Raw genomic sequence first — 20,519 nt, forward strand, 5'->3', positions numbered from 1 at the left:
CGCCGCCTGGGCGGTGGCGTCGCCGACGGTGAAGACGGGGCGGGTCCGGTCAGGCGTCAGGGCCCCGAAGGCGGCGACGCCGTTGGCGCTGGTGAAGGCGAGGGCGGCGATGCCGGTCAGGTCGGGCGGAGCTTGCGGGATCGGCCGGATGGCGAGAAGGGGCGCGATCACGGGGTCGAAGCCCCGCGCGGTCAGTCGGTCGGCGGTGCGCGAGGCGCCCGGCTCGGCGCGCGTGACCCAGACGCGGCGGATCGCCGTCAGGGCTCGACCCGCTGGTCGCCGGCCATGGCATGGACCTCGGACCCCAGCCGCAGTCCGAGGGCGCGGGCCTGATCCATGGCGTCGGCGGCGGCGGCGTCGCCGATCTCGCCCGAGCGGCGCCAGCGGGCCGAACCGTCCGGCGCCAGCATTTCCGTGGTCAGACGCAGCCGGCCTTCGGCGATTTCGGCATGGGCCCCCACAGCCGTGCGGCACGAGCCCTCCAGGGCGGTCATCGCTCCGCGCTCGGCCGCGACCGCAAGGGCCGTCATCGGATCGTTGAGCGCCGCGACCCAGGCGGCGCCGAGGTCTTCGGTCCGGGTCTGGAGCGCCAGGGCGCCCTGTCCGGGGGCCGGAAGGAAGGCGTCGAGCGACAGGCGTTCGCGGATCACGTCCTCGAAGCCGAGCCGGTTCAGGCCCGAAACGGCCAGAAGGATGGCGTCGAACTCGCCCTCGGCCAGTTTGCGCAACCGGGTGTCGACGTTGCCGCGCAACATCTCGATCTGCAGGTCCGGCCGCAGCGCCAGCGCCTGGGCCTGCCGCCGCAGCGAAGCCGTGCCCAGCCGGGCGCCCGTCGGCAGGTCGGCGAACGCGGCGAAGACTTCGCTGACGAAGGCGTCGCGGGCGTCCTCGCGCGGCGGGACGGCGGCGAGGCACAGGCCCTCGGGCTGGTCGGCCGGCACGTCCTTCATCGAATGCACGGCGACGTCGACGCGGCCCTCCAGCAGCGCCTCCTCGATCTCCTTGGTGAAAAGCGCCTTGCCGCCGATCTCCATCAGGCGGCGGTCCTGCACCCGGTCGCCGGTGGTGATGATCTCGACCAGGGGCACCGCTTCGAGCAGATCGGCGTCGGCGACGCCGAGGGCCCGGCCGATGGCGCGCTGCATCATGCCCGACTGGGTCAGGGCCAGTTTCGAGCGGCGCGTGCCGATGCGGACGAGAGGGGCCATGAGTCGTTGCGCCGGGAGTACAGGGTCGCTACCTCGACCCGATGAAGATGGCCGCCGACTATAGCAGCGAAGGGGGGCGGGCAACCGGCGCCCTGACCGTGCTCGGCCTCGAGACCAGTTGCGATGAGACCGCGGCCTCGGTGGTGCGGCTGTCGCCGGACGGCGCGGCGACCGTCCTGTCCTCGGTGGTGCACAGCCAGATCGACGATCACGCGGCCTATGGCGGCGTCGTGCCCGAGATCGCTGCCCGCAGCCACGTCGAGATGATCGACGGCGTCGTGCGCCGGGCCATGGCCGAGGCGGGTCTCGGCTATGACGGTCTTGACGGCGTCGCCGCCACCGCCGGACCCGGTCTGGTCGGCGGCGTCATGGTCGGCCTGAGTTTCGGCAAGGCGGTGGCCCTGGCCCGCGGCCTGCCCCTGATCGCGGTCAATCATCTGGAAGGCCATGCGGTCTCGGCCCGGCTCGGCCAGCCGGTGGCCTATCCCTTCCTGCTGCTTCTGGTCTCGGGCGGCCACTGCCAGCTGCTGGAGGTGCGCGGGGTCGGCGACATGACGCGGCTGGGCACGACCATCGATGATGCGGCCGGCGAGGCCTTCGACAAGATCGCCAAGGCCCTGGGCCTCGGCTATCCGGGCGGGCCGGCGCTGGAGACACTGGCCGAGGGCGGCGACGGCTCGCGCTTCGACCTGCCGCGGGCGCTTCTGGGCCGCAAGGACTGCGACTTCTCCTTCTCGGGGCTCAAGACCGCCGCCGCCCGGCTGGCCCAGGCCTGCGAGACCGAGCAGCAGCGCGCCGACCTCGCCGATGCGGTCCAGACCGCCATCGCCCGACAGCTGAGCGAACGCTCGGACCGGGCGCTCAAGGCCTATGCGGCGGAGCATCCCCACAGGCTTTTCGTCGTGGCGGGCGGCGTGGCCGCGAACCGGACGGTCCGCGCGACATTGCAGGCGACGGCGGAGAAGAACGGATTCGCCTTTCTGGCCCCGCCCATGGCCTATTGCACCGACAATGCGGCGATGATCGCACTGGCGGGGGCGGAACGGTTGCGGAAGGGGCTTGTTTCGGACATCGACACCGCCGCCCGGCCGCGCTGGCCGCTCGACGAATACAGCGCGCTCAACGACCCGACGCATGCGCCGGGCCGCAAGGGCGCCAAGGCTTAGGGACGACGCATGCAGTTCAAGACCGCGGGAGTGATCGGCGCCGGCGCCTGGGGCACGGCCCTGGCCCAGGTGGCGGGCTGGGCCGGCCTCGACGTGCTGTTGCAGGCGCGCGAGCCCGAGGTGGTCGAGAGCATCCACGCCCGTCGCGTCAATGAGGCCTTCCTGCCGGGGATCGTCCTCGACGACCATGTGTCGGTCACCGCCGATCTCGCCGACCTCGGCGCCTGCGACCTGATCCTCGCCGTGCCGCCGGCCCAGCATATGCGGTCGACCCTCGCGGCCTTCGCCGCCCACCATCGCCCGGGCGTGCCGGTGGTGCTGTGTTCCAAGGGCATCGAGCGCGGCTCGCTGAAACTGATGACCGAGGTCCTGGCCGAGACCCTGCCCGACGCGCCCGCCGCGGTCCTGTCGGGCCCCAGTTTCGCGGCCGAGGTCGCGCGCGGCCTGCCCAGCGCCGTCACCCTGGCCTGCGCCGACGAGGCGCTGGGCGAGGAGCTGATGTGGACCCTGTCGGCCCCGGGTTTCCGGCCCTATCTGGCCACCGACCTGATCGGGGCCGAGGTCGGCGGAGCCATCAAGAACGTGCTGGCCATCGCCTGCGGCATGAGCGAGGGCCGCGGCCTCGGCCGCAGCGCCCACGCCGCCCTCATCACCCGCGGCTTCGCCGAGATGACGCGGATGGGCGTCGCCCTCGGCGGTCAGGCCGAGACCGTGGCGGGCCTGTGCGGCCTCGGCGATCTGGTGCTGACCTGCTCAAGCCCCCAGTCGCGCAATATGAGCCTGGGTCTGGCGCTCGGTCAGGGCCAGACGGTAGAGCAGGCGCTGGCGGGCAAGCGGTCGGTGGCCGAGGGCTATGAGAGCGCGCCGGCGGTGCGGGAGCTGGCGGCGAAGATGGGTGTCGACATGCCGATCTCCCTGGCGGTCGCCGCCCTGCTGAACGGCGAGACCACGGTCGCGGCGGTGATCGACAATCTGCTGTCCCGCCCGCTGAAGGTCGAGCGGCACTAGCGCGCGGGATGGACGAGACCCCGCCGATCAGCGAACGCAAACGCGTCTGGACCACGCCGCCGGGCGTGGCCCTGTGCGTCGAGGCCGATATCGCCGATCCCGGCTCGCGCGGCTTCGTGCTGCAGATCGGCGAAGCCTTCTTCCACGGCTTCGTGGTGCGCTCCGCCGGTCAGGTCGCCGGCTATGTCGACCGGTGTCCGCACCAGGGTTTTCCGCTGGCGATCGAGCTGGACCGCTATCTCGTTGCGGACGGGTCGCTGATCCTGTGCGGCTGGCACGGGGCGGTGTTCGAGCCCCTGTCCGGGGCCTGTGTCGGGGGCCCCTGCGCCGGCGCCCGCCTGACGTCCTGGCCGGTTGCGGTTTCGGGCGGCATCATCCGCACCGCCTGACGGCGGTCAGTCCGGGTTGCGCAGCAGATAGAGGCCGAAGCCGATATAGTCGCGGCCGAACTCCATGATGGCCTGCACCCGGTCGGCGTTGAACCGGATCGAGCCCGCTTCGGGCGCCTCGGGGTGGGCCTCCACCCAGGCGCGCGGGGCGGCGACCGAGTCGCGCGCATAGGCGTCATAGACCTCCTGCGGCGAAATCCGGCCGGCGACGACTTCAAGCCCGGCGGCGGCCGCCGCGGCGCGCCAGCCGTCGTCGTCGGTATAGAGGTTGGTGACCTCGGTGATCTGGCGCAGCGGGGCGGGCGGATCCGCCAGCCAGACGACGTCGCCCCACAGCAGCCAGCCGCCCGGCTTCAGGCTGCGGCGCAGGGTGATGAAGCCGGCCTCCGGCGTCGGTCGGCCCTCGCCGCTGACGTCTGTGGTTCCCAGGGCTGTGATCAGATCGACCGGCTCCGTCCGAGCGAGCATTTCAGCCGCGCGGGCGACGGTCAGGGAGACCCGGTCCCCCATGTCCGCCGCCTCGATCCGGCTTCGGGCCAGATCGGCCATCACCGGGTCCAGCTCGACCGCCCTGACCGTCAGGCCGAAGCGTTGCGCGATCCGGATGGCCACGGTCGCATTGCCCGTGCCGATGTCGATCGCCACAGCGCCGGCGCCGAGACCCGTGCGCGCGACGGCGGCCTCAATCGCGGCCAGCTCCACGCCGTTGCAGACCTCGCGGACCTCATAGGCGATGCGCTGGAAGCTCATGGGGAGACGAGCGGACATGTCGGCTTGTCTCCCGCCACGACGAGCCGGGCAAGGGTTCCATGCGGCTCAGACAAGTTGCGCCAAGTACTTTACAATGCAAAGTCGACGTGACATGAAGGGGCAGCATACGGAGATTTCAGCCATGACCGCAGCCGCCTTCACATTCGAAACGCCGCGCTCCGACGCCAGCGTGGCCGTCTGCGCCGGTCGCCTCCTGCTGCTGGCGGGAACCGTCTTCGGCGCCGCCAACCTGTTCCAGTGGGGCGTCCTCAGCGGCGCACTCGACCTTCACCCGGCCTATCTGGGCCTCAACTGGGCTCTCGCCGCCGGCATCTTTCTGACCGGGCTGTTCCGGCTCCGCCGCATCGGCGGCGAGGCCGCGCGCGGCGTCGCCGGCTGGTCGCGGGTCTTCATTCTCGCCCATGTGGGCGTCGCCCTGGTGCTGGCGGCGGTCTCGAACGCCGCGGGCGACTGGGGCCTGATGCGCTGGAACGCCGTCGCCGGCCTGACCCTGTACGCCGTCGGCTGGGCGGTGGCCGCCATCCGCACCGAAACGCCCAACATGGGCGTGCTCTTCCTCGTCGCCCTCGGCGGCGCCGCCGGGGCCGCCATGGTGTTGGGAACGCCGGACCAGTATCTGATCCAGTCCTGTACGCTTGCGCTCGCCGCCCTGCTGCCGGGCCTGTGGCTGGCCCTTGGCCGCCGACTCTGAAAGGACGTTGACCTCATGACCGAGAACAACCAGGACCCCGCCGCCGACATCGCCTGGATGCGTCGCCTCGCCGAGGAAGGCGCCCGGACGCCGATGCAGGGCAATTCCCTGCTGATGTTCGGCGGCCTGCTCTACGGACTGGCCAGCCTTTTCCACTGGACCATCATCGTCGGCCTCGTGCCGCTGGAAGATAGCCAGCTCTGGATCGGCTGGGTCGTGGCCACCGTCGCCTACTGGATCATCATCGCCGTCACCGTTCCCCGCTTGCGTCGCGGCGCCGGCGTGTCCACCACCGCCAACCGTGCGGCCGGCATCGCCTGGAGCGGCATGGGCTGGGGCATCTTCGCCATGTTCACGGCCATGGCCGTGCTGGGCTGGCGTCTCGCCGACGAGGCGGCGCTGGAGGCGATGTTCGCCCTGATCCCGTCGATCATCATGGTCTTCTACGGCGTCGGCTGGGCGGTGCATGCCGAGATGCAGCGCTCGAGGAAGCTGTGGGCCCTGTCGCTCGGCAGCTTCGTCGCCGCCCCGCTGCTGGCCCTGTTCGCGGGCCAGGCCGAACAGTATCTGGCCTACGCCGCCGCCCTGTTCCTGCTCATGGCCCTGCCCGGCTGGCTGCTGATGCGGCAGGCGCGGGCCTGATCCCATGGCGGAAGAGTTCGATATCAATCGCATCGACGATGTCATCCATGGACGGGTGCGTCTGGGGATCATGGCCGTCCTGTCAGGCGTCGAGAGCGCGGACTTCAACACCCTGAAGGCGCGGCTGCAGACCACGGACGGCAATCTGTCGGTCCATCTGCGCAAGCTCGAGGACGCCGGCTTCGTCGCCGTGACCAAACGGTTCGAGGGTCGCAAACCCCTGACCGAGGCCGCGATGACGCCGGTCGGGCGCAAGGCCTTCGTCGCCTATCTCGACGCCATGCAGGGTCTCGTCGGAAAGGCGTGACAGCAGGGCGGTGGTTCGCACCGGGATGGTCGTCTAGACAGGGCGAATGACCGGCCGCATCCACCGTTTCGACGCCCTCGACAATTTCCGCGACTATGGCGACTACGCCACCGTCGCCGGACGGCATATCGCCCCGGGCCGGCTGTTCCGGTCCGGCCATCAGGCCCGCGCCAGCGAGGCCGATCTGGAACGTCTCGGGGCACTGGGCATCGCCACGGTGGTCGATCTGCGCCGTCCGTCCGAGCGCCGTGACCAGCCCTCGAAACGGCCTGTCGGGTTCGCCGGCGCGGTGATCGAGAGCGCCCATGACGACGGCGGCGAGGCGCCGCACATGACCTTCCTGCGCACCGCCGACCTGACGCCCGAGTCAGGCCGGCGCTTCATGACCGACACCTACCGGCGACTGGCCTTCGAACCGTCGCACCTCGACCTGTTCGCCCGCTATTTCCACGCCCTCGGCGAGACGGACGGTCCGGTGTTGATCCACTGCGCCGCGGGCAAGGACCGCACGGGTCTGCTGGCCGCCCTGACCCACCATCTGCTGGGCGTCCATCACGACGACATGGTCGCCGACTATCTGCTGACCAACACCGCCGTCGATCTGGAAGGCCGGGCGCCCGGCATCGCCCGCCAGCTTGAGGCCATGACCGGCCGGGCCGCCTCCCATGACGCCGTGGTCGCCTTCCTCGGGGTCGAGCCCGTCTATCTGGACACGGCCCTGGCCGAGATCGCGGCGCTGCACGGGTCGACCGACGCCTATCTGGCGCAGGCGCTCGGGGTCGATGCGGACCTGCGCGACCGGATCGGCGCGCGGCTGGCGGCGTGACCATGACGGGCCGTTCCGTCGAGGTCCGCGAACGGCCATGGCGGGATCCGCTGGCGGTCGCCGCGGGCCTGCGCCATCGGGACGGACCCTTGGCCCTGCTGTCCGACGGCGGCGTGCTGGGCCGCTGGTCGTTCGTCGCCGCCGAGCCGGACCGGGTCCATGTCGGAACGGCAGGGCCGGGCGGGATGCTGGACCTGTTGCGGAGCGACGATTTCGCCGCCGGCGTGGTCGGCCTGCTGGCCTATGACGCCGGAGCCCGCGCCGCGACCGGTCCGCGCGAGCCGGTCTGGCCCGACCTGATGCTGGCCCGCTATCCCGCCATGCTGGCCTTCGACCATCAGGTCGGCGTGGTGCGGGTCTTTGGCCGGGGGGATGATCTGGACGCCGCCGCCGCCGCCGGCTGCCGCGCCGGGCGCTGGCTGGCCGCCGCGGTCGATCCGACCTGTCCGACGGCCCCGGGCGATGATTTCGCCGGGGAAGCGGCGCCGGAGGCCTATCTCGCCGCGGTCGCCGATGTCGTGGACCGGATCGCGGCGGGCCAGCTGTACCAGGCCAATATCGCGAGGGCCTGGTCCGGCGGGTTGATGCCCGGCGCCGATCCGTTCGACGTCATGCTGCGGCTGGCGGACCGGGCTGCGGCCTATGGCGCCTTCTGGCGGCTGGGCGACCGCGCCGTCGTCTCCAACTCGCCGGAACTGTTCCTGACCTTCGATCCCGACAGTCGTCGCATCGAGAGCCGGCCGATCAAGGGCACCCGCCCGCGCGATCCTGATCCTGTCCGGGACTCCGCCCTGGCCGCGGAACTCAGCGCCAGCGCCAAGGACCGGGCCGAGAACCTGATGATCGTCGATCTGATGCGCAACGACCTGTCGCGCGTGGCGGAGCCCGGCTCGGTGTCCGTCGCGACGCTGTTCGAGGTCGAGAGCCATCCGACCGTCCATCATCTGGTTTCGACCGTCGCGGGACTGGCGCTCGCCGGGATCGGACCGGCGGACCTGCTGGAGGCGACCTTCCCGCCGGGCTCCATCACCGGCGCGCCCAAGCATCAGGCGATGAAGGTCATCGCCGGCCATGAGCCGCCGCGCGGGCCCTGGTGCGGCAGTCTGTTCCACATCGAGGACGACGGCCGGATGACGGCCTCCGTGCTGATCCGGACGGCCTCATTCGAGCGATTGGAGGGCCGGTGGCGCTTCCGCACCCTGGCCGGCGCCGGCATCGTGGCGGACAGCGATCCGGCCGCCGAGCTGGCGGAGACGGACGCCAAGATCAGGGCGCTGAGAGAAGCGCTGACCGGGCCCTAGCAGTTCGAGCAGACGGTCCGGTCGACGGTGCGCGGCCGCAGATAATAGATGTGCGAGAACTGCGTGATGCCGGGCATGAAATAGTCGACGGGAGAATCGTAGTCATAGGTCGCCTCCGACACGATGACGCTCTCGCCGTCGGCGATCAGATCGGTCGGCAGGGTGATGGTCGAGTTGACCGCCCGGGCGTCCATGCCGTCGCCACGGCTCCAGTCGACCCGGGCGACGCCGGCCGTGCGGGTCACGCTGCTGACCCGCTGTTCCAGCGCGGCGGTCGGAAACGGCTTCATGATCAGGCCGCCGATTTCGAAGATGTCGTCCAGATTCGCCGTCGCGACCGACTCCTCCTGCGCCACGAGGTCAGCGACCATGGCCGAGACATGGCCCATCCGCTTCTGGGCCATGAAGCCCTGGCAGAACTCGGCCATGCCGAAATAGAAGGCGATCAGCACGGGGGCGAGCATGGCGAACTCGACCGCCGACACGCCGCGGTCGTCTCCGGCCAGCCGGGTGAAGAGTCCGCGCCGCATCATGCCGGTTCATTCCTGAAGGCGGTGGTCGCGGTCAGCATGGCGGCGCCGTCGTTCATGCGCGAAAGCCCCTGGGCCAGGAAGGTCGTCAGCAGGGGCTGCCGGTACCAGACCCGCACCAGGATCAGGTCGCCCGGAACGCCGTTGCTGTAGGTCAGGACGCCCTCGTTGAACGTGCCGCCGGCCATCGGATCAGGCGGCGTGGTGGCGAACTGCGGGATCACGCGCACATCGACCGTGGCCCGGCTGTTGCAGTCGGAGGCGAAGATGCTCATCCGGCCGCACAGCGACGTCTTGAACGTGGCCGCCGTCATGGACTGGGCGCTGGCCCGGCCGGTGCGGACCAGCCGCCCGGTCTCGATGGTGGCGTTCTCCAGAATGGAATCGGTCACGAAGACGATGCCGAGCTCCAGGATGGCGAACATCATCAGGATGAAGGGCAGGGCGACCATGCCGAACTCCACCGCGGCCGAGCCGTCGGTGGAGCGGATCAGGCCGCGGGCGAAGCGCGCGCGGAACCGCCGTCGTGGCTGATGAGGGGAGCGGGGAGACACGGCCCGATCCCTCAGGGCGTCGGGGCCGCGCCGCTGGTCCCGCGCAGGGAGGGCGAGCAGGATGCGGCGCAGGCCATCTCGGTGGCCTGTCCGCCGCGCCAGACCCGGACCCGGCCCGAACCGGAGCCGGCGGTGACGACGACCTGGCTCTGGAACACCGTGCGGCCGATCGTATCGACGGCCACGATCTCGGTGACCCCATAGCCCTTGCCGGTGATGTAGAGGGTGTTCGCGTCCACCACGGTCACATCGGCGATCTCGGGATTGCCGACGATGACCGATCCGGCGGGACCGCGCAGCTGGACCCGTTGGGCCTGGTCGATCTCGACATTCATGCTGCCCGACTGGGCCGTCCCGATGGCCGGCGAGAACAGCACGGCGGCCGAGGCCAGCATGGCCAGGAGGCGGGCGGGGGAGACGGATCGGGTCATGGCGTCGACTTCCAGTGAACGGGGCGCGCGCGTGAGCGTCTCCCGACACTGCCCCCCAAACCTCAAGAAAGTCTGAAATCAGGCAATCGCAGCCGGGATCATAGTAAACGCGTCGTCAATAAAGAAATCGTGCTGACGTATCGTTGTTTTACTCGCCCTTAATCCGAGAGGCGCAGGATGATCGTGCAAGAGGGGGCAAGCGGGCACAAGCCGATGGCCCTGTGGTGTCAACGATCGCTCGCTTAAACACAGAAGGATTTCAGTCATGACCAAGTTCGTTTCGAAGTTCATGTCCGACGAGTCGGGCGCCACGGCCATCGAGTACGGCCTGATCGCCGCGCTCATCGCCGTCGTCATCATCTCGGCCGTGACGGCCCTGGGTTCGACCATCAAGACCAAGTTCAACGCCTCGTCACCGGCATGGGCGGCACCGCCGGCGCCTAAGCGCCGACGACAGTCCTGAAACCGGCGAGGGGCCGGAGCGGAAACGCTCCGGCCCCTTTCCTTTGGCCGGACGGCCGCGCCTCCCGGGATTCCCCGGACCGCTCCGGATCCGCAACATGAAAACTTTTTAGAGTAAATTCCCAAGTAACCACGACCGCCCACGCGACTTTAACCGTTATCGGCGAAAACAGTCCTGCATTTGGGGGTCAAGCGGGCTACCGGCTCCCCCCGCTTCCATAGCTCGCTTCACTCCTGCCAAAGGGAAATCCAATGACCAAGTTCGTTTCCAAGTTCATGTCCGACGAGTCGGGCGCCACCGCCATCGAGTACGGCCTGATCGCCGCGCTCATCGCCGTCGTCATCATCTCGGCCGTGACGGCCCTGGGTTCGACCATCAAGACCAAGTTCAACGCCTCGTCACCGGCATGGGCGGCACCGCCGGCGCCTAAGCGCCGACGACAGTCCTGAAACCGGCGAGGGGCCGGAGCGGAAACGCTCCGGCCCTTCTGCTATCCGCTCGTCGGGTCGGACTCGTACGGTCAAGCTTTGGGTAAGGATGATCGTGCGCGGGAGCTTAACCTACCTGCGGCATGGTGGGGATGTTCAGGGGGTCAGACGGGTGACCGGCTCCCCCCGCCAGTCGCCAGCAACCCCATCGGAGGGATAGTTCAATGACCAGGTTTGTCTCCAAATTCATGTCCGACGAGTCGGGCGCCACCGCCATCGAGTACGGCCTGATCGCTGCGCTCATCGCCGTCGTCATCATCTCGGCCGTGACGGCCCTGGGTTCGACCATCAAGACCAAGTTCAACGATGTCGTCACCGGCATGGGCGGCACCGCCGGCGCCTAGGCGACGCGGAACGTCCTGAAATCGACCGGGAGGCCGGAGCGGAAACGCTCCGGCCTCTTTCGCTTGCGACAGGCCCCGTATGGCAACCGGGTTTTAACCGTCGGCGGGCCAGAAAGAGGGATGGACACCATCACCCTGATCCTTCTCGGCGTCATGCCGGCGCTCGCCATCGTCGCGGGCCTCAAGGACCTGACGTCGATGAAGATCCCGAACTGGATCTCCGGACTTCTCGTCCTCGCCTTCTTCCCCGCCGCCCTGGCCGTCGGCCTCGATCCCGTGACGGTGGCCGCCAATGTCGGCGTCGCGGCCCTGGCGCTGGTGATCGGAGCCGGGATGTTCGCGCTGCGCTGGATCGGCGGCGGGGACGCCAAGCTGATGGCCGCGACCTGCCTGTGGCTGGGCGCCGCCGGCTCGGGAATGTTCCTGTTGTGGACCGGCGTGATGGGCGGGCTGTTCTGCCTGGTCCTGCTGTTCGCGCGCTTTCACTCACGCCCCTATCTGCTGGGCGCGCCCGGCTGGGTGGTGCAGTTGATGGAGCCTCGCGGCGACATCCCCTACGGCGTCGCCATCGCCGCCGGCGCCCTGATGGCCTATCCGGCCTCGCCGCTGCTCGCCGCCTTCATCGCAGGATAGCGGGGTTCGTCCGACACTTAGGCCGTCGTTAACCCGCTCCGGGCATGGTCGTTAACGGCAGGGGGCCGAAGGACCGATTCAGGGGTCCGGTCCAGCCTGCCGGAGACCGTCGATGAAGCCCGCCCGTATCATCGTGATCTGCGTCGCCGCCGTCGCCGCCATTGGTCTGGCCCTGGTTGTGCGCGCGATGGGATCGCCCTCGAGTTCGCCGACCGCCGTCGCCACCGCCGCCGTCGTGCCGACGCGGCCCATGGCCAAGGTGCTGGTCGCGGCCAAGGATTTGCAGCCCGGCCAGCGGCTGACCGAGTCCGATCTGGCCTGGAAGGACTGGCCCGTCGACGAGGTCAATCCGGCCTTCATCACCGACGGCACGACGCCCCTGCCCTCAGCCGATGCGGTCGAAGGCGCGGCTCCCGCCGCCGCTCCCCCTGAAGGCGCCGTGGCCTCCGTCACCCGCGCCGCCAGCAATCTCGCCAGCGGCGGAGCCAAGGCCGACTATGTCGGCTCGGTGGTGCGCGAACCCATTCTCGCCGGCGAGCCGATCGTCGGCCGCAAGATCGTCCGCGCCGGCGACAGCGGCTATATGGCCGCCTATCTGGAGCCCGGCATGCGCGCCATGGCCATCCGGGTCACGGTCGAGACCGCCGCCGGCGGCTTCATCCTTCCGGGCGACCGGGTCGATGTCCTGCTGACCCGGGAGACCACCCTGAGCAATGCCGGCGCCCAGGAGGGCGATCGGTCCAAATTCGCCTCATCGACCGTGATGCAGAACATCAAGGTTCTGGCCATCGACCAGTCGACCCGGGCCGGCGACGATGAACAGGCCGTGGTCGGCGCCACCGCCACCCTCGAGGTCGGCCCCCGCGACGCGGAGGCCCTCGCCCTCGCCAAGTCCGAGGGTGAGCTGAGCCTGGTGCTGCGCTCCTACGCCGACACCGGCGGCCCGTCCGGGCGGGTCGCGCCGGTCGCCCGCCAATCCTCCGCCGTCCGGGTCTATCGCGGCGGCGCGCCCGAAGTGGTGGTGGTCCAATGAAACATCTGATCGCGATCGCCCTCGTCGGCCTGACCGTCGCCGCCGTCGCGCCCGCCGGGCCGACCGAGGCTCAGGCCCAGTCCCGCGCCGCCGTGCCGATGGGCGCCGGCGCCCAGCTGATCAATCTGCCGCGCGGCTCGTCGATGGCGATCGATCTGCCGTCTGACGCCCGCGACGTCATCGTGCCGAACCCGATGGTGGCCGAGGCCATGCTGCACTCGCCGCGGCGCATCACCATCATCGGCCTACAGCCCGGCGAGACCGACGCCGTGGTGCTCGACGCGGCGGGCCGCACCATCCTGTCGCTGCGCGTGCGCGTCGACGCCGGCGTCTCGGCCCTGCAGGACACGCTGAGCCGGGTCATGCCGGGCTCCCAGGTTCGCGCCGAGGCCGTCAACGACAGCATCATCCTGACCGGCCCGGTCAGCAGCCCCGGCGAAGCCGACCGCGCGGCCCAGGTGGCGCGCGCCTTCGTCTCGGCCCCCGAGAAGGTCATCAACATGATGACCATCGCCGGCTCCGACCAGGTGATGGTCAAGGCCCGGGTCATCGAGGTCCAGCGGACGGCGATCAAGCAACTGGGTCTGGACGTCAATGCGTTCGTGTCCGATATCGGGGACGGCCTCGGCTTCCTTCAGAATGCGACCTTCGGGGTCAACGGCAGCCAGCTGGGCGGCGGTCTGCTCACCTTTCTCGAACGAAACAGCAGCGGCGGCGGCCTGGAAACACGGTTGCGCGCCTTCGAGCGCGCCGGCCTGGTTCGCATCCTGGCCGAGCCGAACCTGACCTCGGTCAACGGCGAGAACGCCGAGTTTCTGGCCGGCGGCGAATTCCCGGTTCCCGTCGGACGCAGCGTCGACTCCACCACCGGTCAGGTGACGATCGGCGTTGAGTTCAAGCCGTTCGGCGTGCGTCTGGCCTTCCGGCCGATCGTCCTGTCCGAGGGCCGTATTTCGCTGCAACTGTCCACCGAGGTCTCCGAACTGACCACGGCGGGCGCCTTCACCCTCGGCGGCACCTCCGACGACCCCCTGGTCATTCCGGCCCTGAACGTGCGCCGCTCCTCCACCACCGTGGAGCTGCCTTCGGGCGGATCCATGATGATCGCCGGCCTGCTGCGCGAGGACACCCGCCAGAACATCGACCAGCTGCCGGGCATCGGCAGCCTGCCCGTTCTTGGGGCCCTGTTCCGCTCGCGCGACTATCTGTCGGGCGAGACCGAACTGGTCATCATCATCGAGGCCTACATCGTCTCGCCGACCTCGCCCGGCCGGATGCAGACGCCGGCTGACGGTCTGATCATCGCCAGCGACGCCCAGACCCTGCTGTTCGGCCAGCTGAACCAGCAGTACCGCCGCCCCGGCGACCCGGCCGCCGCCGACAGCGGCTGGAGCGGCCCCGTGGGCTATGTGATCGAATGAGGATCCCCGTGAAACGCGCCCTCGCATCCGCCGTCTTCGTCCTCGCCGCGGGGCTCGCCGCCTCCGGCTGCACCTCGGTGACCGGTGCGACCGACGCGCCGATGACGCCGCTGTCGCGCTATTCCCTGCAGGTCGAGCCGGGCCTGGACCGCATCGCTCTCGCCGTTCACGACCAGGGCCTGTCGTCGAACCAGCACGCCGCCCTGCGCGGTCTGGCGGCGCGTTACGGCGCGTCGGGCTCCGGGCACGTCCGTATTGAATCGCCCTCGGGCGACGATCCGGTTGCGGTCCAGCAAGCCTATGCCGTCCGCAGCGTCCTGCAGGCGGCCGGCATCCCGGAAGACCGCATCCAGATGGCCGCCTACGCCGCGCCCGACCCGCGCGCGCCGGTGCTGGCCGGATTCGAGACCCTCCGGGCCTCCATTCCTGACTGCGCGGCCGAGGCCCGCAATATGGGGACGCGGCTGTCCAACCAGAGCTCCGGCGGCTTCGGCTGCGCGATCAACGCCAATATGGCGGCGCAGATCGCCGACCCCCGCGACATTCTCGGCGCCCGGCCGATGACGCCGGCCGACTCCGGCCGCGCGGCTGTGGTCTTCGACAACTATCGCAGGGGTCAGGTCAGTTCGACGCCGCAGGAACCCCTGGTGAACGGCCGCATCTCCGGGGCTGTGGAATAGCGTGACATGAGCAACGCCTTCGCACCCCGGCCCTTTGACGAGTTCGACGACGAATTCGACCTCGACGCCGGCTATTCCACGCCCGGGCCCGCGACGCCGGCCCAGGCTGGTCCCGAGACGTCCGGGGAGGCCATCGCCGATCAGAGGCAGGCGCTGCAGTTCACCGCGCCGGCCCCTCCGGTTCCGTCGGTCCAGCCCGTCCTTGAACACCTGTCCGACGACGCGTCCATCCAGGGCGCCGGGTTCAACCCCGTCGGCGACCTGGTCGCGGGCGCCACGGCGGCCTTCTCGCCGATCAGCGTGAGCGGCGGCCACAGCGTCGAGGTGTCGGTTCCGCGCATCGCCATCCATGTCTTCGCCGAGCGCCAGGACACCCTGGCCGCCGCCGAACGCGCCGGCCAGGATCGCCGGCTGTCGCGGGCGACGACCCAGATCCGCATCGGCGGCGTCGCCGCGGCGGTCGAGGCCTATCGGCACGAACCGACCCCGCCGCTGATCGTGGTCGAATGCATGAAGGACCCGCAGACGCTGCTGTGGGAAGTCGATCAACTGGCCGAGGTCTGTGACGCCGGCACCAAGGTGGTCGTGGTCGGCGCCACCAACGACATCCTGCTGTTCCGCGAACTTATGCGGCGCGGGGTCAGCGAATATCTGGTCGCGCCGCTGCAGCCGCTGCAGCTGATCTCGGCCATCGGCGGCCTGTTCGCCGATCCGGCCCAGCCGTTCGTCGGTCGCTCGATCGCCTTCGTCGGGGCGCGCGGCGGCACCGGCTCCAGCTCGGTCGCCCACAACACCGCCTATGCGATGAGCGAGCGGATCGGGGCCAACACCGTCATCGTCGACTATGATCTGCCGTTCGGCACCGCGGGACTGGACTTCAATCAGGATCCGCTGAGCGGCGTCGCCGACGCGCTCAGCCAACCGGACCGGCTCGACCCCGTGCTGCTGGACCGGATGATGGTCCGCTGCACCGACAAGCTCAGCCTGTTCGCCGCGCCGGCGACCCTCGACGTCGACTGGGACATCTCCCCGGAAGCCTTCGAGGAGGTGACGACCCAGATCCGCTCGACGGCGCCCTTCGTGGTGCTGGACCTGCCGCATCTCTGGTCCGGCTGGATGCGCCGCACCCTGATCGCCGCCGATGAGGTGGTGATCGTGGCGACGCCGGATCTGGCCAGCCTGCGCAATGCCAAGAACATGATCGACCTGATCAAACAGGGCCGGCCCAATGACGCGCCGCCGCGGCTGGTTCTCAACCAGGTCGGCGTCCCCGGACGTCCGGAAATTCCGGCCAAGGATTTCGGCGCCGCCCTGGGGGTTCACCCCAGCCTGGTCATCCCGTTCGAACCCAAGGTCTTCGGCGCGGCCGCCAACAACGGCCAGATGATCCTCGACGCCGGCGGCAAGTCCAAGGCCGGCGAGGCTTTCCAGACCCTGGCCCAGATCGTCTCGCGCCGCGAACTGCCGCTGATCGCCGGGCCCAAGGGCAAGGCCGGCAAGGGCGAGGGCAAGTCCATGTTCTCCGGCCTGTTCAAGAAGAAGTCCTGACGCGTGTTCGGCAAGCGCACAGGTCAGCCCGGAACGATCGCCACCGCGCCGCGGCCGGCGCCCGCGGCCCCGCCCGTCGCGCAACCGTCGCCCGGCGTCCAGGTTGAAGCCTTCGCCTTCGGCGGCGAACCGGACGCCGCCCAGCAGCAGGCGGCCGCGCGCAAGGCGGAATCCTACGCCGCCAAGCCCGCCTCCCCGGCCGCCGATCGACTGGACGCGCTGGCGTCGCGCCCCCGGCCCGACGCCGAGCCCGCGCGGGACAGGAATGCGCCCGGCCCGAAGGCCACGCCCGGTTTCGAACAGCTGAAGAAGGCCCAGGCCGTCGCCGAGATCGTCCGCGAGCAGTCGGACTATTACCACGCCACCAAGACGACGATCTTCAACGCCCTGATGAACACCATCGACCTGGCCCAGCTGGCCCAGCTCGATACCAAGGCGGCGTCGGAAGAGATCCGCGACATCGTCGCCGAACTGGTGGCGATCAAGAACGTCTCCATGTCCGTGGCCGAGCAGGAGCATCTGGTCCAGGACATCGTCAACGACGTCCTCGGCTATGGCCCGCTGGAGCCGCTGCTGGCCCGCGACGACATCGCCGACATCATGGTCAACGGGGCCGGCCGGGTGTTCATCGAGGTGAACGGCAAGGTCCAGCTGACCAATGTCCGCTTCCGCGACAACAACCAGCTGATGAACATCTGCCAGCGGATCGTGTCGCAGGTCGGCCGCCGCGTGGACGAGAGCAGCCCGATCTGCGACGCCCGCCTGCCGGACGGTTCGCGGGTCAACGTCATCGCCCCGCCGCTGGCCATCGACGGCCCGACGCTGACGATCCGGAAGTTCAAGAAAGACAAGCTGACGATGAAGAATCTGGTGGAGTATTCCTCCATCAGTCCCGAGGGCGCGCGCGTGCTCGGCGTCATCGGGGCCTCGCGCTGCAACCTCGTCATCTCCGGCGGCACCGGCTCCGGCAAGACGACGCTGCTGAACACCCTGACGGCCTTCATCGACCCGACCGAACGCGTCATCACCTGTGAGGACGCCGCGGAACTGCAGCTGCAGCAGCCGCATGTGGTGCGCCTCGAAACCCGCCCGCCCAACCTTGAGGGCCAGGGCATGATCACCATGCGGGATCTGGTCAAGAACTGCCTGCGGATGCGCCCCGAGCGGATCATCGTCGGCGAGGTCCGCGGTCCGGAAGCCTTCGATCTGCTGCAGGCCATGAACACCGGTCACGACGGCTCCATGGGCACGCTGCACGCCAACAGCCCGCGCGAAGCCATCAGCCGGATGGAGTCGATGATCACCATGGGCGGCTACGGCCTGCCCTCGAAGACGATCCGCGAGATGATCGTCGGCTCGGTCGACGTCATCATCCAGGCCGCTCGCCTGCGCGACGGCTCGCGGCGCATCACCCACATCACCGAGGTGGTCGGGCTGGAGGGCGATGTGATCGTCACCCAGGATTTGTTCGTCTACGAAATCACCGGCGAAGACGAGAACGGCAAGATCATCGGCCGTCACCGTTCGACCGGCATCGCCCGTCCCCGCTTCTGGGACCGCGCCCGCTACTACGGGCTGGAGCGCGAGCTGGCCGAAGCCCTCGACGCGGCGGAGTAGGGCGGATGCTCCCCATCCTCGCGGCGGTTCTGGCCTTCATCACCATCGGCGGACTGGGCTGGGCCTTCGTCGGCGGCGGCGACTCCACCGACGCGGCGGTCAAGCGCGCCCAGACCTTCGGCGGCCCGAAACAGAACAACGCCGCCGCCAAGAAGGCGGCCGCGGCCAATACGCCCGAGGCGCGCCGCAAACAGATCATGCAGCAGCTGCAGGAGTCCGAGCGGGCCGAGCGCAAGGCGCGGATCAGTCTCGCCGCCAAGCTGAAACAGGCCGGTCTGGCCACCAAGGTCTCGACCTTCTGGATCATCAGCGGCGTGCTGGGCGTCGTCGCCTTCCTGGCTCCGCTGCTGTTCGGGCTGAACATCCTGATCGGCGTGGGGGCCGGCGTCGTCTTCGGCCTGGGCTTTCCGCGCTGGGTCGTCGGCTTCCTGGGCAAGCGGCGGATGAAGAAATTCTCCGGCCATTTCGCCGACGCCGTCGACGTCATCGTGCGCGGCATCAAGTCCGGCCTGCCGGTCCACGACTGTTTCAAGATCATCGCCCGCGAAAGCCCGGCGCCCCTGGGGCCGGAATTCCAGAAGCTGGTCGAAGGCCTCGGCGTGGGGCTGACGCTCGCCCAGGCGCTGGACAAGATGTACGAGCGGATGCCGACGCCGGAGCTGAAATTCTTCTCCATCGTCATCGCCATCCAGCAGAAGACCGGCGGCAACCTGGCCGAGGCGCTGAACAACCTGTCGGTGGTGCTGCGCGCCCGCAAGATGATGGGCGAGAAGATCAAGGCCCTGTCGTCCGAGGCCACGGCCTCGGCCGGCATCATCGGCTCCCTGCCGCCCGCGGTGATGATCCTCGTCAGCCTGACGACGCCCGCCTACATGGCCCGGCTGTTCACCGACCCGCGCGGTCAATTCATGCTGCTGATCGCCGTGACGATGATGGCCTTCGGCGTCTTCGTGATGAAGAAAATGATCGCGTTCAAGTTCTAGGGAACGGCTGGGTCCAATGGTCGAGTTTTTCACCAACGTCCAGAATCTGCTGAGCCTCGGCGTGGGCGTGCTGGTGTTCGCCACCCTGATGACCCTGCTCAGCTCGTTCAGCGGCGGGGCCAAGCTGGAAAGCCGGTTGAAGGCCGTGGCGGTGCGGCGCGAGGAGCTGAAGCGGCGCTCGCGTCAGGCGATCGCCGCCCAGAATTCGGGGCCCCAGAACCTTCGCCACTCGGACGATGGCTTCAAGAAGCGCGTCGTCGAGCGGCTGAACCTGACCAAGCTGCTGGAAGACCCCAAGGTCGCCGAGAAGATGGCCCAGGCCGGCTATCGCGGGCCCAAGCCGCTGACGACCTTCTACTTCTTCCGCTTCTCCATGCCGTTCGTCTTCCTGGCGATCATCGCCTTCTACCTGTTCGTCTTCAACGATTTCGGCCTGCCGGTGATGACCCGCCTCACGGCCTGTATGTTCGCCGCGGTGATCGGCTTCTATGCGCCCAACATCTTCCTCTCCAACCGCATCTCAAAGCGGAAGACGTCGATCATGCAGGCGTTTCCGGATGCGCTGGACCTGCTGCTGATCTGCGTCGAGGCGGGCATGTCGATCGAGGCGGCGATCCAGAAGGTCAGCCAGGAAATCGGCGGCTCGTCGATCGACCTGGCCGAGGAACTGACCCTGCTGTCGGCCGAGCTCAGCTACCTGCCCGACCGCCGCATGGCCTATGAGGGTCTGGCCAAGCGGACCAACCATCCGGGCGTGAAATCGGTGGCCACGGCCATGACCCAGGCCGAGACCTATGGCACGCCGCTGGGCACCGCGCTGCGGACGATGGCCAAGGAAAACCGCGAGATGCGGCTTTCGGCGGCCGAGAAGAAGGCCGCCGCCCTGCCGGCGAAACTGACCGTGCCGATGATCCTGTTCTTCCTGCCGGTGCTGTTCATCGTCATCCTGACCCCGGCCATCATCAGCATCCAGGACACGATGGCCGCCGGCGCCGGGGGCGGCTGATCTCAGGCCTCGGCCGCGGCCTTCCAGGCCTCGGCGACCGCGTCGACCGCGTGCCGCAGATGGCGGCGGTTCTTGTCGAAGAACATCTCGCCGCGCAGGCCCGAGAAGATGAAGCCGTTGGCGACGATGCAGCTGTTCGGCTCGTCCAGCGGCTCGATCTCGAAATAGCGCATCGAGCGGAACCACAGGCCGCGGTTCTCGGCCCACACCAGTTGCGACCAGGGCTGCCAGTCGCCGACGCGGGTCGCGGCGCGGCGCTCGGGCAGATCGCCGATCTTTTCGGTCAGGGCGATGTCGGCGCCGAAGGCGATCGTGCCTTCAAGCCCGGTCTCGACCGGATTCCACCGGTCCCAGCCCGGCAGGTCCGCGATCAGCTCCCAGATCTGGTCAGGGGTGGCGCGCACGCCGATGCGGCGCTCGATACGGGCGATGTCCATGGCCCCGATCTGCCACGGCTTTGGGACCGGGAAAAGGCCCCG

General features: G+C 69.3%; 26 protein-coding genes. 19 read left to right on the forward strand and 7 right to left on the reverse strand.

Annotated features, from left to right (window positions below; all coding sequences use genetic code 11):
* Both QQJ79_RS08540 and hemC read right to left on the reverse strand, forming a co-directional pair.
* On the reverse strand, positions 1-261 hold a 261-nt coding region (locus tag QQJ79_RS08540), incomplete at its 3' end, for a uroporphyrinogen-III synthase (protein WP_284222549.1).
* Positions 258-1,208 carry a hydroxymethylbilane synthase gene (hemC, locus tag QQJ79_RS08545; RefSeq protein ID WP_284222508.1) on the reverse strand — a complete coding sequence of 317 codons (951 nt, stop codon included), beginning with the start codon at positions 1,206-1,208 and terminating at the stop codon, positions 258-260. The genes hemC and QQJ79_RS08540, both read right to left, overlap by 4 nt.
* A gap of 41 nt (positions 1,209-1,249) precedes the next feature.
* On the opposite strand from hemC, the gene tsaD reads away from it, so the two are divergent.
* From tsaD to QQJ79_RS08560, 3 genes are read left to right on the forward strand one after another with little or no spacing between them, the layout of a single operon-like run.
* Positions 1,250-2,374: a tRNA (adenosine(37)-N6)-threonylcarbamoyltransferase complex transferase subunit TsaD gene (gene tsaD, locus QQJ79_RS08550; RefSeq protein WP_284222509.1), complete on the forward strand. Its 1,125-nt coding sequence runs from the start codon at positions 1,250-1,252 to the stop codon at positions 2,372-2,374.
* A gap of 9 nt (positions 2,375-2,383) precedes the next feature.
* Complete coding sequence (locus QQJ79_RS08555; protein ID WP_284222510.1) at positions 2,384-3,382, forward strand: NAD(P)H-dependent glycerol-3-phosphate dehydrogenase; 999 nt, start codon at positions 2,384-2,386, stop codon at positions 3,380-3,382.
* An 8-nt stretch (positions 3,383-3,390) separates the two neighbouring features.
* On the forward strand, positions 3,391-3,771 hold the full coding sequence (locus QQJ79_RS08560) for a Rieske (2Fe-2S) protein (RefSeq protein ID WP_284222511.1): 381 nt from the start codon (positions 3,391-3,393) through the stop codon (positions 3,769-3,771).
* Positions 3,772-3,777: 6 nt separating this feature from the next.
* Here the strand turns inward: QQJ79_RS08560 and QQJ79_RS08565 are convergent, their stop codons facing one another.
* Positions 3,778-4,539, reverse strand: coding sequence for an SAM-dependent methyltransferase (locus QQJ79_RS08565; RefSeq protein ID WP_284222512.1), 762 nt, complete (start codon positions 4,537-4,539; stop codon positions 3,778-3,780).
* A gap of 124 nt (positions 4,540-4,663) precedes the next feature.
* Here QQJ79_RS08565 and QQJ79_RS08570 point away from each other — a divergent pair, with 124 nt between their 5' ends.
* Genes QQJ79_RS08570 through QQJ79_RS08590 form a run of 5 tightly spaced genes read left to right on the forward strand, consistent with a single transcriptional unit; the run spans position 4,664 to position 8,309 of the window.
* A complete protein-coding gene (locus tag QQJ79_RS08570; protein ID WP_284222513.1) occupies positions 4,664-5,233 on the forward strand; it encodes a hypothetical protein in 570 nt (189 codons plus the stop codon).
* Positions 5,234-5,248: 15 nt separating this feature from the next.
* Positions 5,249-5,875 (forward strand): hypothetical protein, encoded by a 627-nt coding sequence (locus QQJ79_RS08575; protein ID WP_284222514.1) that lies wholly within the window; start codon positions 5,249-5,251, stop codon positions 5,873-5,875.
* 4 nt (positions 5,876-5,879) lie between these two features.
* On the forward strand, positions 5,880-6,182 hold the full coding sequence (locus QQJ79_RS08580) for a winged helix-turn-helix domain-containing protein (protein ID WP_284222515.1): 303 nt from the start codon (positions 5,880-5,882) through the stop codon (positions 6,180-6,182).
* Between the two features lie 46 nt (positions 6,183-6,228).
* Positions 6,229-7,008, forward strand: coding sequence for a tyrosine-protein phosphatase (locus tag QQJ79_RS08585; protein ID WP_284222516.1), 780 nt, complete (start codon positions 6,229-6,231; stop codon positions 7,006-7,008).
* A gap of 2 nt (positions 7,009-7,010) precedes the next feature.
* Positions 7,011-8,309, forward strand: coding sequence for an anthranilate synthase component I family protein (locus QQJ79_RS08590; RefSeq protein WP_284222517.1), 1,299 nt, complete (start codon positions 7,011-7,013; stop codon positions 8,307-8,309).
* Here QQJ79_RS08590 and QQJ79_RS08595 read toward each other — a convergent pair.
* Genes QQJ79_RS08595 through QQJ79_RS08605 form a run of 3 tightly spaced genes read right to left on the reverse strand, consistent with a single transcriptional unit; the run spans position 8,306 to position 9,824 of the window.
* Positions 8,306-8,839, reverse strand: a complete 534-nt coding sequence (locus QQJ79_RS08595) for a TadE/TadG family type IV pilus assembly protein (protein WP_284222518.1) — start codon at positions 8,837-8,839, stop codon at positions 8,306-8,308. The genes QQJ79_RS08590 and QQJ79_RS08595 overlap by 4 nt on opposite strands.
* Positions 8,839-9,393 (reverse strand): TadE/TadG family type IV pilus assembly protein, encoded by a 555-nt coding sequence (locus QQJ79_RS08600; RefSeq protein ID WP_284222519.1) that lies wholly within the window; start codon positions 9,391-9,393, stop codon positions 8,839-8,841. The genes QQJ79_RS08595 and QQJ79_RS08600 overlap by 1 nt, the downstream gene beginning before the upstream one ends.
* An 11-nt stretch (positions 9,394-9,404) precedes the next feature.
* On the reverse strand, positions 9,405-9,824 hold the full coding sequence (locus tag QQJ79_RS08605) for a pilus assembly protein N-terminal domain-containing protein (RefSeq protein WP_284222520.1): 420 nt from the start codon (positions 9,822-9,824) through the stop codon (positions 9,405-9,407).
* Positions 9,825-10,089: 265 nt separating this feature from the next.
* Between QQJ79_RS08605 and QQJ79_RS08610 the strand changes: the two genes are divergently transcribed.
* The 11 genes from QQJ79_RS08610 to QQJ79_RS08660 all read left to right on the forward strand — a co-directional run bounded on the left by QQJ79_RS08610 (position 10,090) and on the right by QQJ79_RS08660 (position 20,040).
* A complete protein-coding gene (locus QQJ79_RS08610) occupies positions 10,090-10,287 on the forward strand; it encodes a Flp family type IVb pilin (RefSeq protein WP_284222521.1) in 198 nt (65 codons plus the stop codon).
* 251 nt (positions 10,288-10,538) lie between these two features.
* The gene (locus QQJ79_RS08615) at positions 10,539-10,736 is read left to right on the forward strand and encodes a Flp family type IVb pilin (RefSeq protein ID WP_284222521.1); all 198 of its coding nucleotides are present in this window, start codon (positions 10,539-10,541) and stop codon (positions 10,734-10,736) included.
* A gap of 203 nt (positions 10,737-10,939) precedes the next feature.
* Positions 10,940-11,119: a Flp family type IVb pilin gene (locus QQJ79_RS08620; RefSeq protein ID WP_284222522.1), complete on the forward strand. Its 180-nt coding sequence runs from the start codon at positions 10,940-10,942 to the stop codon at positions 11,117-11,119.
* A 120-nt stretch (positions 11,120-11,239) separates the two neighbouring features.
* Positions 11,240-11,752, forward strand: coding sequence for an A24 family peptidase (locus QQJ79_RS08625; RefSeq protein WP_284222523.1), 513 nt, complete (start codon positions 11,240-11,242; stop codon positions 11,750-11,752).
* A 112-nt stretch (positions 11,753-11,864) separates the two neighbouring features.
* A complete protein-coding gene (gene cpaB, locus QQJ79_RS08630) occupies positions 11,865-12,785 on the forward strand; it encodes a Flp pilus assembly protein CpaB (protein WP_284222524.1) in 921 nt (306 codons plus the stop codon).
* Entirely contained in the window at positions 12,782-14,206 is a 1,425-nt protein-coding gene (locus tag QQJ79_RS08635; RefSeq protein WP_284222525.1) for a type II and III secretion system protein family protein, read from the forward strand. Before cpaB ends, QQJ79_RS08635 begins: the two co-directional genes overlap by 4 nt.
* A gap of 8 nt (positions 14,207-14,214) precedes the next feature.
* Positions 14,215-14,886: a CpaD family pilus assembly protein gene (locus QQJ79_RS08640; RefSeq protein WP_284222526.1), complete on the forward strand. Its 672-nt coding sequence runs from the start codon at positions 14,215-14,217 to the stop codon at positions 14,884-14,886.
* Between the two features lie 6 nt (positions 14,887-14,892).
* Complete coding sequence (locus QQJ79_RS08645; protein ID WP_284222527.1) at positions 14,893-16,434, forward strand: CpaE/TadZ family protein; 1,542 nt, start codon at positions 14,893-14,895, stop codon at positions 16,432-16,434.
* Between the two features lie 3 nt (positions 16,435-16,437).
* Positions 16,438-18,051: a TadA family conjugal transfer-associated ATPase gene (locus tag QQJ79_RS08650; RefSeq protein ID WP_284222528.1), complete on the forward strand. Its 1,614-nt coding sequence runs from the start codon at positions 16,438-16,440 to the stop codon at positions 18,049-18,051.
* Between the two features lie 5 nt (positions 18,052-18,056).
* Positions 18,057-19,034, forward strand: a complete 978-nt coding sequence (locus tag QQJ79_RS08655) for a type II secretion system F family protein (RefSeq protein ID WP_284222529.1) — start codon at positions 18,057-18,059, stop codon at positions 19,032-19,034.
* Between the two features lie 16 nt (positions 19,035-19,050).
* On the forward strand, positions 19,051-20,040 hold the full coding sequence (locus QQJ79_RS08660) for a type II secretion system F family protein (RefSeq protein ID WP_284222530.1): 990 nt from the start codon (positions 19,051-19,053) through the stop codon (positions 20,038-20,040).
* Positions 20,041-20,042: 2 nt separating this feature from the next.
* Here QQJ79_RS08660 and QQJ79_RS08665 read toward each other — a convergent pair whose 3' ends face one another.
* On the reverse strand, positions 20,043-20,477 hold the full coding sequence (locus QQJ79_RS08665; protein ID WP_284222531.1) for an SRPBCC family protein: 435 nt from the start codon (positions 20,475-20,477) through the stop codon (positions 20,043-20,045).
* Positions 20,478-20,519 lie beyond the last annotated feature (42 nt).

The organism is Brevundimonas denitrificans, assembly GCF_030160755.1.
Classification (GTDB): domain Bacteria; phylum Pseudomonadota; class Alphaproteobacteria; order Caulobacterales; family Caulobacteraceae; genus Brevundimonas; species Brevundimonas denitrificans.

What these genes read in the sequence shown, in the direction of transcription:
- hemC (WP_284222508.1), bottom strand. Translation starts at nt 1,208, where the DNA reads ATGGCCCCTCTCGTCCGCATCGGCACGCGCCGCTCGAAACTGGCCCTG.
- tsaD (WP_284222509.1), top strand. Translation starts at nt 1,250, where the DNA reads ATGAAGATGGCCGCCGACTATAGCAGCGAAGGGGGGCGGGCAACCGGC.
- QQJ79_RS08555 (WP_284222510.1), top strand. Translation starts at nt 2,384, where the DNA reads ATGCAGTTCAAGACCGCGGGAGTGATCGGCGCCGGCGCCTGGGGCACG.
- QQJ79_RS08560 (WP_284222511.1), top strand. Translation starts at nt 3,391, where the DNA reads ATGGACGAGACCCCGCCGATCAGCGAACGCAAACGCGTCTGGACCACG.
- QQJ79_RS08565 (WP_284222512.1), bottom strand. Translation starts at nt 4,539, where the DNA reads ATGTCCGCTCGTCTCCCCATGAGCTTCCAGCGCATCGCCTATGAGGTC.
- QQJ79_RS08570 (WP_284222513.1), top strand. Translation starts at nt 4,664, where the DNA reads ATGACCGCAGCCGCCTTCACATTCGAAACGCCGCGCTCCGACGCCAGC.
- QQJ79_RS08575 (WP_284222514.1), top strand. Translation starts at nt 5,249, where the DNA reads ATGACCGAGAACAACCAGGACCCCGCCGCCGACATCGCCTGGATGCGT.
- QQJ79_RS08580 (WP_284222515.1), top strand. Translation starts at nt 5,880, where the DNA reads ATGGCGGAAGAGTTCGATATCAATCGCATCGACGATGTCATCCATGGA.
- QQJ79_RS08585 (WP_284222516.1), top strand. Translation starts at nt 6,229, where the DNA reads ATGACCGGCCGCATCCACCGTTTCGACGCCCTCGACAATTTCCGCGAC.
- QQJ79_RS08590 (WP_284222517.1), top strand. Translation starts at nt 7,011, where the DNA reads ATGACGGGCCGTTCCGTCGAGGTCCGCGAACGGCCATGGCGGGATCCG.
- QQJ79_RS08595 (WP_284222518.1), bottom strand. Translation starts at nt 8,839, where the DNA reads ATGCGGCGCGGACTCTTCACCCGGCTGGCCGGAGACGACCGCGGCGTG.
- QQJ79_RS08605 (WP_284222520.1), bottom strand. Translation starts at nt 9,824, where the DNA reads ATGACCCGATCCGTCTCCCCCGCCCGCCTCCTGGCCATGCTGGCCTCG.
- QQJ79_RS08610 (WP_284222521.1), top strand. Translation starts at nt 10,090, where the DNA reads ATGACCAAGTTCGTTTCGAAGTTCATGTCCGACGAGTCGGGCGCCACG.
- QQJ79_RS08615 (WP_284222521.1), top strand. Translation starts at nt 10,539, where the DNA reads ATGACCAAGTTCGTTTCCAAGTTCATGTCCGACGAGTCGGGCGCCACC.
- QQJ79_RS08620 (WP_284222522.1), top strand. Translation starts at nt 10,940, where the DNA reads ATGACCAGGTTTGTCTCCAAATTCATGTCCGACGAGTCGGGCGCCACC.
- QQJ79_RS08625 (WP_284222523.1), top strand. Translation starts at nt 11,240, where the DNA reads ATGGACACCATCACCCTGATCCTTCTCGGCGTCATGCCGGCGCTCGCC.
- cpaB (WP_284222524.1), top strand. Translation starts at nt 11,865, where the DNA reads ATGAAGCCCGCCCGTATCATCGTGATCTGCGTCGCCGCCGTCGCCGCC.
- QQJ79_RS08635 (WP_284222525.1), top strand. Translation starts at nt 12,782, where the DNA reads ATGAAACATCTGATCGCGATCGCCCTCGTCGGCCTGACCGTCGCCGCC.
- QQJ79_RS08645 (WP_284222527.1), top strand. Translation starts at nt 14,893, where the DNA reads ATGAGCAACGCCTTCGCACCCCGGCCCTTTGACGAGTTCGACGACGAA.
- QQJ79_RS08655 (WP_284222529.1), top strand. Translation starts at nt 18,057, where the DNA reads ATGCTCCCCATCCTCGCGGCGGTTCTGGCCTTCATCACCATCGGCGGA.
- QQJ79_RS08660 (WP_284222530.1), top strand. Translation starts at nt 19,051, where the DNA reads ATGGTCGAGTTTTTCACCAACGTCCAGAATCTGCTGAGCCTCGGCGTG.
- QQJ79_RS08665 (WP_284222531.1), bottom strand. Translation starts at nt 20,477, where the DNA reads ATGGACATCGCCCGTATCGAGCGCCGCATCGGCGTGCGCGCCACCCCT.